The organism is Gordonia sp. DT30 (assembly GCF_049844915.1).
Taxonomy (GTDB): Bacteria; Actinomycetota; Actinomycetes; order Mycobacteriales; family Mycobacteriaceae; genus Gordonia.
Genome location: NZ_JBNCLY010000007.1, coordinates 88,874 through 104,775, shown reverse-complemented (window position 1 = coordinate 104,775; position 15,902 = coordinate 88,874). Strand labels below are relative to the sequence as shown.

Here is a 15,902-nt window from a genome sequence, read left to right as displayed (position 1 = left end):
ATCGGCCTGGGCCGGAACGGCATCGGCGAACAGGCTCTTCCACGGGTGTGGCCCGAGCGTGCTTCGCCATGGGCGAGCCCGGTCGCCGACACGCCGCCGGTTTGCGGAGTCGTGCAGGTACGGGCACACTGCGAATCACTGACCACGGGCGCCCCGGGGGCGCGGGAGGGAATGGGCCGCATGGCCGATGCGCACCAACAGTGCCGGTCATCGGTCGCGTCGGCCCAGATCAGCCGACGGCGGTTCCTGTCGTTGTCGGCGGCCGGTGCGGGGCTGATCGGTGCGTGGTCGCTGGCCGGATGTGCTTCCGGGACAGGTCTCGCGGACTCCGACAACACGATTCGCGCGGCCATCGCGGGCGAACCCGATCAGCTCGACCCACACAAGACCAGCGCCTACTTCTCGTTCGAGGTCCTGGAGAACGTCTTCGACACCCTGGTGGAGCCGAACGGCGTCCTGCAGATGGTGCCGGCGCTCGCGGAGCGCTGGGACATCAGTCCCGATGCCACGCGGTGGACGTTCGCGCTGCGGCCGGGCGTCCGATTCCACAACGGTGACCCGTTGACCGCCGACGACGTCGTGTACTCCTATCGGCGCATCATCGACCAACAACTCGCCAGCGCATGGCGATTGGAGAATGTCGCGACCGTCGAGAAGACCGACGAGCAGACCGTCGTCCTGACCACCCGGACACCGAGTCCGAACCTGCTGGCGACGATCGGCGGATTCAAGGGCATGGCGATCGTGAACCGCCGCAACGTGGAATCCGGTGAGATCGCCACCCGGCCGATCGGCACCGGCCCCTTCGCCTACGAATCCGGCTCTCCCGGAACGTCCATCGTCCTCAAGGCACGCCCGGGCCACTGGTCGGGTGGCCCGCACGTCGGCGCGGTCGCGTTCAGCTTCATCTCGCAGGGCACCACCGCGGTGTCGGCGCTGCGGTCCGGCGAGATCGACTGGACCGATGCGATTCCCGCACAACAACTCCGCGTCCTGCGTGGCGACGACGCGGTGACCCTCGGCACCGTGACCGCCAACGACTACTGGTACGTCACGATGAACTACACTCGGAAACCCTTCGACGACACCAGGGTTCGGCAGGCAGTCGCCTATGCGATCGACCGGCCGTCCATCGCGCAGGTCGTCGGCTACGGCACCGCGACACCGAATCAGCTCGCGATTCCGTCCACGAGTCCGTGGTTCACCCGCTACGACCGCTACACCGCGGGGTTGGATCGGAATGCCGCACAGGACAAAGCACGTGGCCTGCTCCGGCAGGCCGGGGTGCGCTCGCTGCACATGGGACTCATGGTCACCACCGAATACCCCGAAACGGTCACCGCCGCACAGGTCATCGCCTCGAACCTCGCCGACGTCGGCATCGACGTCAGCATCGAACAGCTCGATTTCGGGGTGTGGCTCGACCGGCAATCGCAGGGGAAGTTCGACGCCCTGCTGCTCGGCTGGCTCGGCAACATCGACCCCGATGACTACTACTACGCCCAGCATCACTCGAAGGGCACATCCAACTCGCAGAAGTACGCCAATCCGACCGTCGATCGGCTGCTCGACGCCGGGCGCACCGAGCTCGACGTCGCCACGCGCAAGCAGATCTATGCCGACGCGGCGACCCGCATCGCCGACGACGTCAGCTACCTGTATCTCTACAATCCCTCGGCCACCCAGGCGCACACCACTGCGCTGCTCGACTACACCGTGCGGTCGGACAAGGCGGTCCGCTTCCGTGATGCACGCCTGGACAGGAGTCGTGGCGCATGAACGGATGCGGTTGGCCGCTGGCCCGTTTCGTCCTGAAGAGGCTGCTGTACTCGGCGGTGGTCCTGCTCGGCGTGATCGTGGTGGTGTTCCTGCTCATCCAGGTGGTGCCCGGCGATCCGGTGCGCATCGCACTGGGCACGCGGTACACGCCGGAGGCCTACGCCTCGCTGCGGCACGCGTCGGGGCTCGATCAGCCGCCCTTGACGCAACTGTTCCACTACATCGGAAACGTGTTCACCGGCGATCTGGGCGTGAGTTTCCGCAACGGCGAACCGGTCACGACGACGCTGCTCGAACGACTACCGGCCACCATCGCGCTGGCCATCGCGGCCATCGTCGTCGCCCTGGTCATCTCCATCCCGCTGGGAACCTGGGCGGCGATGCGGGAAGGGCGCATGGCCGACAACAGCATTCGGGTGCTGTCACAGTTCGGTCTCTCGGTTCCGGACTTCTGGATGGGCATCCTGCTGATCGCGGTCTTCTCGACGGCGCTGGGCTGGCTGCCGTCGGCGGGGTACCGACCGCTGTCCGCCGGACCGGTGCCGTGGCTGGAACACATTGTGCTGCCCGCGATCACCATCGGTGCGGTCACCGGCGCCATCATGACCCGGTATGTGCGGACAGCGGTACTCGAGGCCGCCAACGCGCCCTTCGTCACCACCGCCCGGTCCAAGGGCCTGAGTCGTCGCCGAGTGCTGGTGTCCCACATCGGCCGCAACGCGTTGGTGCCCGTACTCACGATTTCCGGGATCCAGCTCGCCGCGCTGCTCGGCGGCGTGATCGTCGTCGAGGTCGTCTTCGCGTGGCCCGGCCTGGGCAAGCTCGTCTACGACTCCGTCGCCGCCCGCGACTACCCGATGCTGCAGGGTGCCATCCTCCTGATCGCCGCGATCTTCCTCATCGTCAATCTCGTCGTCGACGTGCTCTATGCCCTCATCGATCCGAGGATTCGGCTCTCATGACCACCACGACGGATTCAGCCACCGACGCTGCGGGTTCGACCGACTCCGCGTGGCGGCTGTTCCTGCGCAACCGGGCGTCGGTGGTCGGCCTCGTCGTGATTGTGGTGGTCATCGTCTGCGCCGTCGCGGGCCCGCTGATCGCTCCGTACGGAGCCAACGACATCAATGTGCCCGACGCGTTGGCCGCACCGACGTGGACGCACCTGTTCGGCACCGACGATCTCGGCCGCGACGTGTTCTCGCGGGTGGTGCTCGCCGCGTCGGTGAGCATGCGGGTGGCCGTGGTGGCCGTGGCCATCTCGCTGGTCGTCGGGGTGGTGCTGGGCATGTTCTCCGGCTTCGTCGGCGGCATCGTCGACACCGTGCTCATGCGCATCGTCGACGTGATGTTCTCGTTTCCGGTGATGCTGCTGGCGTTGGCGATCGTCGCGATCCTCGGCCCCGGTGTCACCTCGGCGACGGTGGCGATCGGCATCGTCTACGTCCCGATCTTCGCCCGGGTCGCCCGCGCCGACACCCTGCGGGTACGCCAATCACAGTATGTACAGGCGGCCACCACGATGGGTGTCTCCACGCCGCGGACCCTGTTTGCCCATGTGCTGCCGAACATCTCGGGGCCCGTCGTCGTCCAGACCTCCATCTCCCTGGCGTTCGCGATCCTCTCCGAGGCTGCGTTGTCCTTTCTCGGTCTCGGTGTGCAGCCGCCGGAACCCTCATGGGGCCGCATGCTCTACGACGCCCAGGGGTTCATCACCAGCGCCTGGTGGATGGGTGTCTACCCGGGTCTGGCCATCTTGTTGACCGTCTTCGCGTTCAACCTCATCGGCGACGGTGTGCGCGACGTGCTCGATCCGCGGCAGCGAACCATCCTGCGCAACCGCGGAACCCGGCGATCCCGGCGCCGCGCCCGAAATGCCGTGGCACCGTCGTCCCCGATGCCGGATACCTCGCGGCGTCCGGACTCCGATGACGCGGCGGTCTGGACGGTCGCGGACCTCGTCGTCGGGGTGGGATCACGAGAGATCGTGCACGGCATCGGTTTCGCCGTCGCCGCGGGCGAAACACTGGGCATCGTGGGGGAATCCGGCTCGGGAAAGTCGCTGTCGGTGCTCTCGGCGACCGGCCTTTTCGACGCGCCGAGCGCCTGGATCACCGGCACCTCCCGGATCGGTGACACCGAGGTCATCGCGGCCTCCGACGCGGTGCTGCGCGCAATGCACGGCGCCCGGGTGGGATTCGTGTTCCAGGACCCGTCGTCGAGTCTGAATCCGCTGCTCACCATCGAGCAGCAACTCACCGAGGGGCCGCGGCACCATCTCGGGCTCAGCCGATCCCAGGCACGTGAGCGCGCGCTGAAGTTGTTGCGGGACGTGCGGTTGCCCGATCCGGAATCCCGGCTGCGGGCATATCCGCATCAGCTCTCGGGAGGCCAGCGGCAGCGGGTGATGATCGCGATCGCGCTCGCCTGCGACCCCGAGATACTCATCGCCGACGAGGCCACCACCGCCCTCGACGTCACCACCCAGGCTCAGATCATCGACCTCGTCGCCGACCTGCAGCGCCAACGCGGAATGGCCGTCGTGTGGATCAGCCACGATCTCGGTGTGATCGGGCGGATCGCCGATCGCGTGCTGGTGATGCGGGCCGGAGCGGTTGTCGAAACCGGTTCGGTGAGCGAGATCTTCGCCCATCCGAAGAACGACTACACGCGGACGTTGCTGGACTCGCGGCCGCTGTTGCGTGACGTCACCCACCGCGCTGCGTCGGAAGATGTTGCTGCAGAAGAGCATGCGCCACAGGTATCGATGCGGGGGCTCGGCGTCGACTTCACCATCCGTCGTTCGACCGGGCGCGATACCCTGGCCGCGGTCCGCGGCGTCGACCTCGACGTCGCGGCGGGCACCACGCTGGGGATCGTGGGGGAGTCCGGGTCGGGGAAGTCGACCATCGCCGGTGTCCTGAGCGGACTCGTGCGCAGCGGGTCGGGTACCAGCGTCCACGGCAGCATCGAGGTGCGGGTCGACGGACGCGTCATCAACGCCGTCGGTGTCCGGGGTTCCGACGCCGCCGTCTTGCGCCGGCGCGTGGCGATGGTGTTCCAGGATCCGGGCGCGTCCCTCGATCCGCGTATGACCGCGGCAGCTTCGATCGCCGAGCCATTGCGCATTCACAAACTTGCGGCAGGACGCGACGCGGTGCGCGAGCGGGCCGCACAATTGCTCGGCGACGTCGGTCTGGATTCGTCGTTCCTGCGGCGGTATCCGCATGAGATGTCCGGCGGGCAGCGTCAACGGGTGTGTCTCGCACGTGCGTTGGCCTCCGACCCCGACGTGCTGATCCTCGACGAGTCGACGTCTTCCCTCGATGTCTCGGTGCAGTCGGCGGTGCTCGATCTGCTGGCCGAGTTGCAGCGGGAGAAGGGGCTGACCTACCTCTTCATCGCCCATGATCTCGCAGTCGTGGAGCAGATCAGCGACACCGTCGCGGTGATGCAGAATGGACGTGTCGTCGAGCAGGGTCCCGCCGCCAGGATCCTGCACGATCCCGAAACCGATTACACGAGAAAGCTGTTGGCGGCCATCCCGCCGGATACGCCGCAGCGTGCGTGAATGGTGGTGGCGAGGGGGAGGTCCACGCTAGGCTCTCGGGTGTGTCAATCACCGACGAGCGCATTCGATCCGCCACCCACGACATCTCGGCCGACGCCGCAACGGTTTTCGAGCTGATCGCCGATCCGGCCCGCCAGCCCGACTGGGACGGCAACGACAATCTTGCCGAACTCGTCGGCGGCGGGCGGATCCATGGAGTAGGGGAGACCTTCTCGATGCGGTTGACCAACGACGCGGTGCGCGACAACCAGGTCGTCGAGTTCGACGAAGGACGGCTGATCGCCTGGCTGCCCAGTGAACCGGGCAAGCCGAGCCCCGGGCATCTGTGGCGGTGGGAGATCGAGCCGATCGACGACACGCACGTCCGGGTCACCCACACCTACGACTGGACCGAGTTGACCGACCCGGGCCGGATGGAACGGGCGCGCACCACCACCGCCGAGCGCCTGCGCGCGTCGATCGACAACCTGGCCAAGTTGGCCGAACAGTCCCACTGACCGACGCGAGACATCATGGCGCCGAGGGCGTCTCGCCCCGCCGTGGCAGCACCCATCCCGGTCGGGGGAAGTGGCAGGTGTACCCGGCCGGGTAACGCTGGAGGTAGTCCTGATGTTCGGGCTCGGCCTCCCAGAACGGTCCCGGTGATTCGACGGTCGTGACCGCCGTACCGGGCCACAGTCCGGACGCGTCGACGTCGGCGATCGTGTCCCGCGCGATCTGCTCCTGCCGGGCGTCCAACGGGAAGATCGCCGAGCGGTAGCTGCTGCCGACGTCGTTGCCCTGGCGGTCCTTCGTCGTCGGATCATGGATCTGGAAGAAGAACGCCAGAATGTCGCGGTACGTCGTTTGCGCCGGGTCGAACACGATCTCCACGGCCTCCGCATGTCCGGGGTGGTTGCGGTAGGTCGCGTGATCGTTGGTCCCGCCGGTGTAGCCGACGCGGGTGGCCAGTACACCCGGCTGTCGGCGGATCAGATCTTCCATGCCCCAGAAGCACCCGCCGGCGAGGACGGCGGTCTCGGTGCCGGCCGTGCGGGTGATCTGTCCGGAGTCGTGGTTTCCGCTGGTCATCAGGGATTCTCCTTCGTGGTGTCGGGCTCGGGCAGCGGCGGATGTGGTGATAGCACTGCTCCTGTCATAGGAGAACAGCAGGGATGCCCATTTTGGTCCCGGCCCGGTGTCTTAAGCCGTGATTCGATCAGCGCCGTAGATCGCTGCCACTGGGTGACGCCGATCTACGGCACAAGCGTGTTCAGTGCTTCCGGGACAAAGTTGTCAGACCCTCCCCGTATGGTTTCGGGTATGGACCACACCGGCGGCGAAGTCCCAGGCCACGCCGATGAAAGCATCGGTGTGACAGGGATTTCCGGGTCTCGAGTGGAGTCTCTGTTCACGCAGTTGGCCGATGACAACAAGCTGTACTCGCGGGAACTGGTCGAGGTGCTCTATCACTGCCAGTCGGCGAAGTCCTCCATGGATTACCGCATGTTGCAGGCGGCGTTGCTGATGTATGAGGACCGTGAATACGAGTACCTCGAACGCGTGTACCGCGAGATCGGCAGCGGCGAGGTCACCGTCCCCGCCGGCCTTACCGACACCGACGAGTTGGCGCGACTGCTCGCCGACGGGAGAGATCGGATCGCCCGCCTGGGCCCGGACGGTTTGACCACCGCGATTGCCGAGGTGGGTGCCGTCCTGACGCTGCCACCGGCACAAGCGAAACGGATGATCGAAACCGGCGCCTCGATGATGTATCGGCTACCCGAAACCGGTAAGCAGTTGGCGGCGGGGCGTATCGACCTATCGCGTTTTCAGGAGATCGTGTCCCGCACCGACATGGTCGCCGACGAGCACGCCCAGTCGTTGGATGCGGCGCTGGCCGAGCAGATCGCGGGCCGCGATCCGATGTCGATGACCCGCTTCCGCACCATGATCGACGCCACCATCACCCGCATCGACCCGGCCGCGGTGCGGCGCCGCCGCGACACCGCCGACCAGAAACGCCACATCCGCATCCGCCCGCACCGCGAGATGCCTGGCCACTCGGTGATATCCGGACAGCTACCGGCCGCCCAGGCCGCCGTGTTGGATGCCCGCCTCGATGCGATGATCACCGCCGTGCACCGCGCCGATCCGCGGTCCGCATCGCAGCAACGCGCCGACGCACTCATCGCGCTGGCCCGCGGTCACCAACACCTGGCGTGTGAATGCCTCGCCTGCACCGACCCGCAACCGGAGCCGGAGACCGAGACCGAGACCGAGGCCCAAGTCGAGGTCGAGGTGGAACCCGACGCGGCGGCCCAGCCTGCCGATTGTGGTCACACTCATGCGCCGCGGCCGCAGTTTCACATTGTGGTGAACCTGTCGACGCTGCTCGGCCTCGATGAGGATCCGGCGTTCCTCGACGGACACGGCGTCCTCGACGCCGACATCGCCCGGAGCCTGCTCACCGAGGCCAAACGCACCTACATTCATCCCGGCGATCCTGCCGCTCAGCGCGCAGCCGCACGCACCGCGGTCGAGCACACCTACGAGATCCCCCGTAAACTGCGGGAACTCGTCCTGGCCGGCGAATTGTGTTGCACCTTTCCCGGCTGCACCAACAAGGTTCGGGCCGCCGACCTCGACCACACCATCCCGTTCGACAAGACCGATCCGTCCGCCGGTGGGAAGACCGCTGAACACAACATCAAACCGTTGTGCCGGTTTCACCACCGGCACAAGACCTTCGCCGTCGGGTGGCGTGATCACCAAACACCTATGGGGGCGGTGTTCTTCCAATCCCCGGACGGCTACATCTTCGCCGGCAACGCCTACACCGGCCGCGACCTGTTCCCCGCCCTGCACCGACGCGCCGGGCCGGGCACACCACCCGACCCGCGCATCGCCGCACGCTTCACCGCACCACGCACCGCAGCGAGCGCCACACACCACGCCGCCTACCACGCCGCCCAGGACGCGGATCCCCCACCGTTCTGAAGCCGGGGTACGCGACGCCGTTCAGGCGAGGGCCACGACCAACGCCACCGCGATCACGATGATGAACAAGAACACCACCGCCGCGACGACCACCACGACGCGAGCATCGGTGTTGCGGTTCGCAGACTGCGGAACATGTTGTCGCCCAGGCTGATACCCCGTGTGTGGAGAACCTGGCACCGGGCCGGCCAGCGGAGGAATGTAGGTGATCGGCGGCAGCGGCTGGGTGGCCTGCGTCATCTGCGCATTTTGGCTCATCGGCGCTCCGGGGGCGATGGGCGCGCCGGGAGCCGGCGGTGTGCTGTGCACAATCGGCGCATTGGGGGCCATCGGCTGCCCCATCGGTCCCGGTCCGGTGGCGGCCGGTTGGAGTGGTCCGCTCGGCGGCAACGCCGTCCCGGGTGGAACCCGGCCTTCGAGCGCATCATTGGCTGCTTGGGCGAGCTCGCCTGCGGTGCCGAAACGGTGGGCCGGATTCTTGGCCATGCCGCGCGCGACGATCGCGTCGAACGGGCTGCCGAGGACCGGGGGCGCCTGGTTGAGATGCGCGGCGACGAGCACCTGCAGGTCGCCCGCGCCGAAAGGTGCCGCACCGGTGAGGGATTCGACCAAGACGCAGGTCAATGCATAGATGTCGGTCGCGGGGGTCGCGATATTGCCTGCCCCGAATCGTTCGGGCGCCATGTACGCGAACGATCCCACCGCTGCACCGGTGTCGGTGAGTCGCGGATCGGTGGTGGTCTGCGCCAAACCGAAATCGACCAGGTAGGCGAAGTCGCCGCTGTCGATGAGGATGTTGTCTGGCTTGACGTCGCGATGCACGAGTCCGGCAGCGTGTGCGGCATCGAGAGCTTGGGCGACCTGTTCGACGATCGACACCGCTCGATCCGGAGTCAACGGACCAGAGCTCAGGAGGTGCCGCAGATCGTTGCCGCCGCTGACGATACGCATGTCCAGGAACAAGAAGCCGTCGATCTCGCCCCAGTCGTGGATCGGGATCACATGCGGGTCGTTCAGCTGCGCTGCCATGCGTGACTCGCGGAGGAATCGTTCGCGGAACACGGCATCGCCGGCGAATTGCGGGGACAGCAGCTTGAGGGCGACGGTGCGCCCGCGGCGGGTGTCGAGCGCCTCGTAGACCTCGCCCATGGCGCCACGACCCAGCAGCCGTCGCAGGGTGTAGTCACCCAGAACGGAGCCACTGCGGTCGGCGGGGTCATGCATACTGCGGTGTTCCTCCTGCCCACCGGGCGTCGGGCGGTCCCATCGCGGGGTCGTCTTCTCGCGGTACGCTACCCGCTCGTCGTGCGCCTGGCGGACAGGACTCGCACAGCGGGGTTCTCGCCCGAGGCTACGCGAGTACCCGCTTCAGGTGGGTCGGACATGGAACCCCTGAAATCTCAACGTCATTGGCCGATGCCGGTGCCCGGATACCGCGCCGCAGGTCCGCCGGGCCGATGATCACCGTTGTCGGTCATACAGACGGCCCGGCCACCGGAATCGCCGGTGGCCGGGCCGTGGGTCGTGCTAGTTCGGTGAGTCGCGACAGATCAGTGAGCCATCGGAGCCGCGTCGCCCTCGGTGACGGGCAGCGGCCCGCTGCGGATGACGAAGCCTGCGATCACTGCGCCGACCGCGAAGACTCCCGCGGCCACCCAGAACGCCACCGTGTAGGAGTGCACAGCCGCCATCATCTTCAGCTGCTCCATGTTGGCGGTGTGCCCGATATGACTGGTTGCGTAGGACGCCGCGGCACTGGAGGCGATGGTGCTGAGCAGCGCGGTACCCACCGACCCGCCGACCTGCTGCATCGTGTTCACCGTTGCCGACGCGACTCCGGCGTCGTCGTGGGAGACGCCCGAGATGGCGCCCTGCATTGCCGGGGCCATGGAGGCACCGATGCCCACACCCATGATGAGCAGGCCGGGAAGGATGTTCACCGCGTACGAACTCGAGTCGGAGAGCTGGGTGAGCAGCACCATTCCGACAGCGGCGGTGGTCATCCCCGCCGTCATCAGCCAGCGCGGCCCGAAGCGCGGCAGCAGCACCGCGGTGGAGGTCGTGGCGGTGACGATGAGGGCTCCGATCATCGGCAGGAACGCCAGGCCGGTGCGAATCGGGCTGAACTGCAGATTCTGCTGCAGGTAGTAGGTCAGGAACAGGAAGATCCCGAACATTCCGATTCCGGTGATGAACACCGTGAGGTAGGAGCCGGCGCGAGTGCGGTCCAGGATCACCCGCAGGGGGAGCAGCGCGTGCGGCGTCCGCGACTGCAGCCACACGAACACACCCAACAGCGCCACACCGACGATCAGCCAGGTGATGGTGGCCCAGTCGGCCCAGCCGTTGGTCTCGGCGTTGGAGAAGCCGTACACGATCGAGAACAGTGCCGTCGAGACGGTGACGACCCCTGGCAGGTCCAGCTTGGGACGAACGTCGGCACGATGCGGGCCGATGAACAGGACGGCCCCGACGAGCGCGATCGCCGCGATCACCAGGTTGACGTAGAGGCACCAGCGCCAATTGGCCCATTCGGTCAGCATTCCGCCGAGGAGCAGCCCCAGGGCGCCGCCGCCGCCGGCGATCGCTCCGAAGATGCCGAAGGCCTTACCGCGTTCGGCGGGGTCGGTGAACGACGTGCTCAGCAGCGACAGTGCGGCAGGTGCCAGCAAGGCGCCGAACACGCCCTGACCGGCGCGGGCGGCGACCAGCATGTCGAAGTTGACCGCGGCACCACCGATCGCCGACATCACCGCGAAGCCGATCAGACCGATGATGAAGGTGGTCCGCCGGCCGAGGAGGTCGGAGAGCCGGCCGCCGAGCAGAAGAAGACTGCCGAAAGCCAGCGCGTAGGCGGTGACGATCCACTGACGGTCGGCATCGCCGAACTGCAGCGCGGTCTGGGCATGGGGCAGAGCGATGTTGACGATGGTGGCGTCGAGCACCACCATCAGCTGGGCGAGACCGAGCACGCCGAGGATGACCCACCTAAGGCGGTGGTGTCGGTCTCCGGCCGATTCTGTGGTGGCGCCGTCGCCACCGGACTTTTCGAGAGTGGTTGTCATCGGGGCTCCTGAGGATTAGATGAAAGACGTTCCTCCGCTTACCGGGATGGCAACCGGCCCCAACCGGAGATGATTCCTCCGGTTGCTAATCTGTGATGATGCCCACTGAATCCGCGTCGGAGATGCCCGCTACGCCGGAAAAGCCGCTACGGGCCGACGCCGAGCGCAACCGTCAGCGGATCATCGGGGCGGCCCGTGACCTCTTCACCGAGCGCGGCCTCGACGTCTCCCTCGACGAGGTGGCCGCTGCAGCCGGTGTCGGCGTGGGAACGGTCTACCGCCGATTCGCCAATCGCGACGAGCTCGTCTTCGGGGTGTTCATCGATCACCTGGAATCTGTGGTCGCGCGTACGGCCGAGGCGATCGACAACGAGGACCCCTGGGATGCCGTGGAGGGACTGGCGACGTGGATGTGCCGAATCCTCGCCGAGGACCGCGGGCTGGCGGCGATCATCATGACCGTCGACCACAGCAACCCGGAGATCGAGAGATTCAAGGCCACGCTGTCCGAGCGCATCAACCGGATCTTCGCTCGGGCGATGGCGGCCGGGGTGTTGCGCCCAGACCTCGCGTTCACCGACTTCTTCGCCCTGTTCACCATGATCAAGGCCATCGCCGAGGCGACCGAGCAGACGGCTCCGGGAACGTGGCGCCGCTATCTCGATCTGTTCCTCGACGCCGTGCGCGCCGAGCCCCGGCGGGCACCCCTGGGTGCGCCGGCGATGACCGAAGCGCAGGTGCGCGACATGCAGGCGGCGCACAAGGCCGGGCGCTGACCGCGAGCGTGACCGGTGCCCACGCGCACTCAGGCGATGAGGTGCTCGCTCTTGAGCCAGTCGTAGGCCACCGTCGACGGGTCCTCGCCGTCGATGTCGACACGACCGTTGAGGTCCTGCATGATGTCGGAGTTCAGCCGCTGCGAGATGTCGCCGAGGAGATCGGCGATCTCCGGGTACTTCTTGAGCACCTCGTTGCGCACCACGGCGGTTCCGCTGTAGGGCAGGAAGAACTTCTTGTCATCGTCGAGGACGGTCAGGTCGAGGTTCTTGATGCGGCCGTCGGTGGTGTAGACCTCGCCGAAGTTGCAGGGCGAGCTCTTGGCGGTCGAGGTGTAGATCACGCCCGCGTCCATCCGGGTCACGTTGGTCAGCGGGACCCCGTTGGGGTCGCCGAGCGGTATCCCGTATTTCTCGAGCATTGGCCCGAAACCATCTGAGCGCGAATAGAATTCGTCGTCGACGCAAAAGGTGCGGTCGGCGACGGGGAGCTTGGCCACATCCGACAGCGACCGGACGCCGAGGCGTTTGGCCGTCGCCGACGACGCCGCGAAGGCGTAGGTGTTGTTGAAATTGGCCGGGGGCAGCCACACCAGGTCGTGATCGGCGAGCTCGATGTCATGCACCTTCTGCCACAGGACCTTCGGGTCGGCGATGGTCTCGGTCTGGTTGTGATAGTTCACCCAGGCGGTGCCGGTGTACTCCCACAGGATGTCGGCGTCACCGTTGAGCTGCGCCTGGCGCGACGAGGCGGAGCCGGGTGCGCCGGTCAGATCGGTCACGTCGGCACCCGCGGCGGCCAGGTAGGTCGCGGTGATCTTGCCCAGGATCACGCCTTCGGTGAAGCTCTTGGACGTCACCGTCAGCGACGCACCCTCGAGCGGCTTCTTCCCGTAGGGCAGCGAGGCCTTCTCGAAGGTGCCCGACGAACTCACCAGACCGCAGCCGGCGATCGTGAGCACCGCGGCGAGCGCCACCAGCAGTCCACGAGACGAGCGCAGGAGTCGTTGTGTGCGCGTACTTGTCATGCCACACCTCGGGGAGTGGCGACCAGCTCGACGATCCGGCCGAGCCAGTCGATGACCATGGCGAGCAGACCGACCAGGATCGCCCCGGAGATCAGCAGTTTCGGCAGGAACAAGGTGACGCCGGTGGTGATCAGGGTGCCGAGGCTGGTCGCGCCGATGAAGGTGCTCAGCGTCGCGGTGCCGACGAGGATCACCAGCGCGGTCCGGACACCGTTGAGGATCACCGGAACCGCGAGCGGCAACTCGACCTGGACGAGGGTGCGGAACGCGGAGTAACCGATCCCGCGGGACGCCTCGATGGTGCGCTGGTCGACCTGACGGAGTCCGACGATGGTGTTCTGCAGGATCGGCAGCACGGCGTAGACGACGAGGCCGATGACCGCGGTCTTGAAGCCGGTGCCGAGCCAGAAGGTGAACAACACCAGCAGGCCGACCGCCGGCGCGGCCTGACCGATGTTGGCGATGTTCACCGCGATCGGATTGAGCCAGCGCATCGAGGGCCGCGTCAGGACGATGCCCAGCGGGATGGCGATCACGATCACGATCACCGCGGCGGTCAGGGCGAGCTTGATGTGGTCGAGGATCGTGGTCTGCAACGTCGGCCACGCCAGCGAGGTCTGTTCGGTGTCGGTGAACGTCGTGGTGGCGTACCAGCTGAAGTATCCGATACCGATCACCAGGAACACCACCGGCTCGAAGATCACGTCCACCGGTAACTGCCGCAGGCGTCTCATGAGGCCGGCGCCGATCCGCTGCCGGAGGCGGGAGTCGAGCTGCCGTCGCGGTGGTCGGCGTAGGAGACCTCGTCCTCGTCGGCACGGGCATCTGCCAGTTGGGACTGGATGATGTCCATCACGGCCGCGATGGTCAGGGCGCCGAGGACCGCGCCCCGCCCGTTGGCGACCAGGGTGCCGCCCTGACTCGCCGCAAGCATCGAATCCAGTGCGTCGTTGAGCGTCGCCGAGTCGGCGACCACCGGGAGGCGCGGATCGACGTAGTCCGAGATCGTCTTCTTGGTGGCGACCTCGGCCAGTGTCGGCCAGGCGCGCGGGCGTCCGTGCTCGTCGACCACGACGACCCAGTCGGTGCCGGCGGCGCGGGCCCGCTCGATGACGGGCCGCGACGCCTCGCCGACTCGCGCGGTCGTCACCTGATCGACCTCGACGTCGCGCACCCGCGAAAGTGTGAGGTGGGCCAGCGTCGCGCCGGAGCCGATGAACTCCTCGACGAAGGGCGTGGCCGGGTTGGCGAGGATCTCGTCCGGCGGCGCGTACTGCTCGATGTGTCCGCCCTCGGACAGGATGAGCACCTTGTCGCCGAGTTTGGTGGCCTCCTCGAAATCGTGGGTGACGAGGACGATGGTCTTGCCGAGTTCTCGATGAATGGCGATCAGACTGTCCTGCAGCCGGACTCGGGTGATGGGGTCGACCGCGCTGAAGGGCTCGTCCATGAGCAGCACGGGCGGGTCGGCGGCCAGCGCCCGGGCCACGCCGACGCGCTGTTGCTGGCCACCGGACATGTCCTTGGGCAGCCGGTGGGCGAAGGTCTTGGCGTCGAGACCGACGAGGTCGAGCAGATATTCGGTGCGCTCGGCGATCTTCTTCTTGTCCCAGCCGAGGACTCGCGGAATGGCGCCGATGTTCTTGGCGACGTCCCAATGGGGGAACAATCCGCCCGACTGGATGACGTAGCCGATCGACTGGCGCAGTTTGTCGGGATTCTCCCGGGTGACGTCGCGATCGCCGATGAAGATGCGGCCCTCGGAGGGTTCGATGAGCCGATTGATCATTTTCAGCGTCGTCGTCTTGCCACAGCCGGAAGGGCCGACGAAGGCGACGATGTCGCCGGCCTCGATGGTGAGGTCGAGTCGCTCGACGGCCGGACTGTCCTGCCCGCGATAGCGCTTGACCACGCCATCGAGTCGGATGGAGGCCCCGGTGACGGTGCGGCCGTCGGACGCCGGGGCGTCCGACGGAACCGGGTCGTTCGAGACCGGCTCCGGGGAATCCGGTTCATGGGAGATAGGGCCGTTGGATCCGCCGGTCATGACAACCCCTTGGAGATCGTGACGCGTCCGAGCAGGACGAGCAGTGCGTCGAAGACGAGAGCGATAAGGACGATGAGAATTGTTCCGGTGAGCGCCATTTCGAGTGCATTGGCACCACCGAGGCGGGAAAGGCCGTTGAAGATCAGCGATCCCAGCCCCGGGCCGAGGACGTAGGCGACGATCGCCGCCACGCCGACGATCATCTGGGTGGAGACCCGGATGCCGGTGAGGATGACCGGCCAGGCGATGGGCAGTTCGACGGTGAGCAGAATCCGCCAGCGCGACAAGCCGATACCCTTTGCCGATTCGATGACCGAGCCGGGGACCGAGCGCAATCCGACGACCGCGTTACCGATCACCGGCATCGCCGCGAAGAACGCGAGCATGATGAACGAGGGCACCACGCCGAGCCCGAACGGCACGATCAGCAATGCGAGCAGGGCCAGCGATGGGATCGTCAGCGCCACCCGGCTCGAGGTGAGAGTGAGTGACGACACGAGCGGCAGCCGGTACACGGCGACCGCGACGAGTACGGCGACCACGGTACCGATGAGCACGGTCTGGAAGGCCAGTGAGGCGTGCTGATAGGTGAGGAAGGTCAGGTTGGATGCGTGGTCGTCGATGTATTTCCACAGCTGCACGTGTCGATGCCCCTTC

General features: G+C 66.8%; 13 protein-coding genes. 6 read left to right on the top strand and 7 right to left on the bottom strand.

The genetic code is table 11. The features are described from left to right. Window positions 1-180 precede the first annotated feature (180 nt). The 4 genes from ACLQ3C_RS09170 to ACLQ3C_RS09155 are packed head-to-tail and all read left to right on the top strand — an operon-like array spanning window position 181 to window position 5,847. Window positions 181-1,779, top strand: coding sequence for an ABC transporter substrate-binding protein (locus tag ACLQ3C_RS09170; RefSeq protein WP_425704744.1), 1,599 nt, complete (start codon window positions 181-183; stop codon window positions 1,777-1,779). After that, window positions 1,776-2,741 (top strand): ABC transporter permease, encoded by a 966-nt coding sequence (locus ACLQ3C_RS09165; RefSeq protein WP_425704743.1) that lies wholly within the window; start codon window positions 1,776-1,778, stop codon window positions 2,739-2,741. Before ACLQ3C_RS09170 ends, ACLQ3C_RS09165 begins: the two co-directional genes overlap by 4 nt. Continuing rightward, on the top strand, window positions 2,738-5,350 hold the full coding sequence (locus ACLQ3C_RS09160) for a dipeptide ABC transporter ATP-binding protein (RefSeq protein WP_425704742.1): 2,613 nt from the start codon (window positions 2,738-2,740) through the stop codon (window positions 5,348-5,350). Before ACLQ3C_RS09165 ends, ACLQ3C_RS09160 begins: the two co-directional genes overlap by 4 nt. Window positions 5,351-5,397: 47 nt before the next feature. Next, window positions 5,398-5,847 (top strand): SRPBCC family protein, encoded by a 450-nt coding sequence (locus tag ACLQ3C_RS09155; protein WP_425704840.1) that lies wholly within the window; start codon window positions 5,398-5,400, stop codon window positions 5,845-5,847. Window positions 5,848-5,860: 13 nt separating this feature from the next. Here the strand turns inward: ACLQ3C_RS09155 and msrA are convergent, their stop codons facing one another. After that, entirely contained in the window at window positions 5,861-6,421 is a 561-nt protein-coding gene (gene msrA / locus ACLQ3C_RS09150) for a peptide-methionine (S)-S-oxide reductase MsrA (RefSeq protein ID WP_425704741.1), read from the bottom strand. Between the two features lie 306 nt (window positions 6,422-6,727). Here msrA and ACLQ3C_RS09145 point away from each other — a divergent pair, with 306 nt between their 5' ends. Continuing rightward, on the top strand, window positions 6,728-8,329 hold the full coding sequence (locus ACLQ3C_RS09145; protein WP_425704740.1) for a DUF222 domain-containing protein: 1,602 nt from the start codon (window positions 6,728-6,730) through the stop codon (window positions 8,327-8,329). A gap of 21 nt (window positions 8,330-8,350) precedes the next feature. Here the strand turns inward: ACLQ3C_RS09145 and ACLQ3C_RS09140 are convergent, their stop codons facing one another. Together ACLQ3C_RS09140 and ACLQ3C_RS09135 are read right to left on the bottom strand one after the other, a co-directional pair. Beyond that, entirely contained in the window at window positions 8,351-9,553 is a 1,203-nt protein-coding gene (locus ACLQ3C_RS09140; protein ID WP_425704739.1) for a protein kinase domain-containing protein, read from the bottom strand. 326 nt (window positions 9,554-9,879) lie between these two features. Then, complete coding sequence (locus ACLQ3C_RS09135; RefSeq protein WP_425704738.1) at window positions 9,880-11,394, bottom strand: MFS transporter; 1,515 nt, start codon at window positions 11,392-11,394, stop codon at window positions 9,880-9,882. A 98-nt stretch (window positions 11,395-11,492) separates the two neighbouring features. Here ACLQ3C_RS09135 and ACLQ3C_RS09130 point away from each other — a divergent pair, with 98 nt between their 5' ends. Beyond that, entirely contained in the window at window positions 11,493-12,170 is a 678-nt protein-coding gene (locus ACLQ3C_RS09130; protein WP_425704737.1) for a TetR family transcriptional regulator, read from the top strand. A gap of 29 nt (window positions 12,171-12,199) precedes the next feature. Here ACLQ3C_RS09130 and ACLQ3C_RS09125 read toward each other — a convergent pair whose 3' ends face one another. The 4 genes from ACLQ3C_RS09125 to ACLQ3C_RS09110 are packed head-to-tail and all read right to left on the bottom strand — an operon-like array spanning window position 12,200 to window position 15,886. Then, window positions 12,200-13,198, bottom strand: coding sequence for a glycine betaine ABC transporter substrate-binding protein (locus ACLQ3C_RS09125; protein ID WP_425704736.1), 999 nt, complete (start codon window positions 13,196-13,198; stop codon window positions 12,200-12,202). After that, window positions 13,195-13,932, bottom strand: coding sequence for an ABC transporter permease (locus ACLQ3C_RS09120; protein ID WP_425704735.1), 738 nt, complete (start codon window positions 13,930-13,932; stop codon window positions 13,195-13,197). Before ACLQ3C_RS09120 ends, ACLQ3C_RS09125 begins: the two co-directional genes overlap by 4 nt. Next, window positions 13,929-15,245, bottom strand: coding sequence for an ATP-binding cassette domain-containing protein (locus tag ACLQ3C_RS09115; RefSeq protein WP_425704734.1), 1,317 nt, complete (start codon window positions 15,243-15,245; stop codon window positions 13,929-13,931). Before ACLQ3C_RS09115 ends, ACLQ3C_RS09120 begins: the two co-directional genes overlap by 4 nt. Next, a complete protein-coding gene (locus ACLQ3C_RS09110) occupies window positions 15,242-15,886 on the bottom strand; it encodes an ABC transporter permease (RefSeq protein ID WP_425704733.1) in 645 nt (214 codons plus the stop codon). The genes ACLQ3C_RS09115 and ACLQ3C_RS09110 overlap by 4 nt, the downstream gene beginning before the upstream one ends. Between the last annotated feature and the right edge of the window lie 16 nt (window positions 15,887-15,902).

What these genes read in the sequence shown, in the direction of transcription:
- ACLQ3C_RS09115 (WP_425704734.1), bottom strand. Translation starts at nt 15,245, where the DNA reads ATGACCGGCGGATCCAACGGCCCTATCTCCCATGAACCGGATTCCCCG.
- ACLQ3C_RS09165 (WP_425704743.1), top strand. Translation starts at nt 1,776, where the DNA reads ATGAACGGATGCGGTTGGCCGCTGGCCCGTTTCGTCCTGAAGAGGCTG.
- ACLQ3C_RS09170 (WP_425704744.1), top strand. Translation starts at nt 181, where the DNA reads ATGGCCGATGCGCACCAACAGTGCCGGTCATCGGTCGCGTCGGCCCAG.
- ACLQ3C_RS09140 (WP_425704739.1), bottom strand. Translation starts at nt 9,553, where the DNA reads ATGCATGACCCCGCCGACCGCAGTGGCTCCGTTCTGGGTGACTACACC.
- msrA (WP_425704741.1), bottom strand. Translation starts at nt 6,421, where the DNA reads ATGACCAGCGGAAACCACGACTCCGGACAGATCACCCGCACGGCCGGC.
- ACLQ3C_RS09130 (WP_425704737.1), top strand. Translation starts at nt 11,493, where the DNA reads ATGCCCACTGAATCCGCGTCGGAGATGCCCGCTACGCCGGAAAAGCCG.
- ACLQ3C_RS09160 (WP_425704742.1), top strand. Translation starts at nt 2,738, where the DNA reads ATGACCACCACGACGGATTCAGCCACCGACGCTGCGGGTTCGACCGAC.
- ACLQ3C_RS09125 (WP_425704736.1), bottom strand. Translation starts at nt 13,198, where the DNA reads ATGACAAGTACGCGCACACAACGACTCCTGCGCTCGTCTCGTGGACTG.
- ACLQ3C_RS09120 (WP_425704735.1), bottom strand. Translation starts at nt 13,932, where the DNA reads ATGAGACGCCTGCGGCAGTTACCGGTGGACGTGATCTTCGAGCCGGTG.
- ACLQ3C_RS09135 (WP_425704738.1), bottom strand. Translation starts at nt 11,394, where the DNA reads ATGACAACCACTCTCGAAAAGTCCGGTGGCGACGGCGCCACCACAGAA.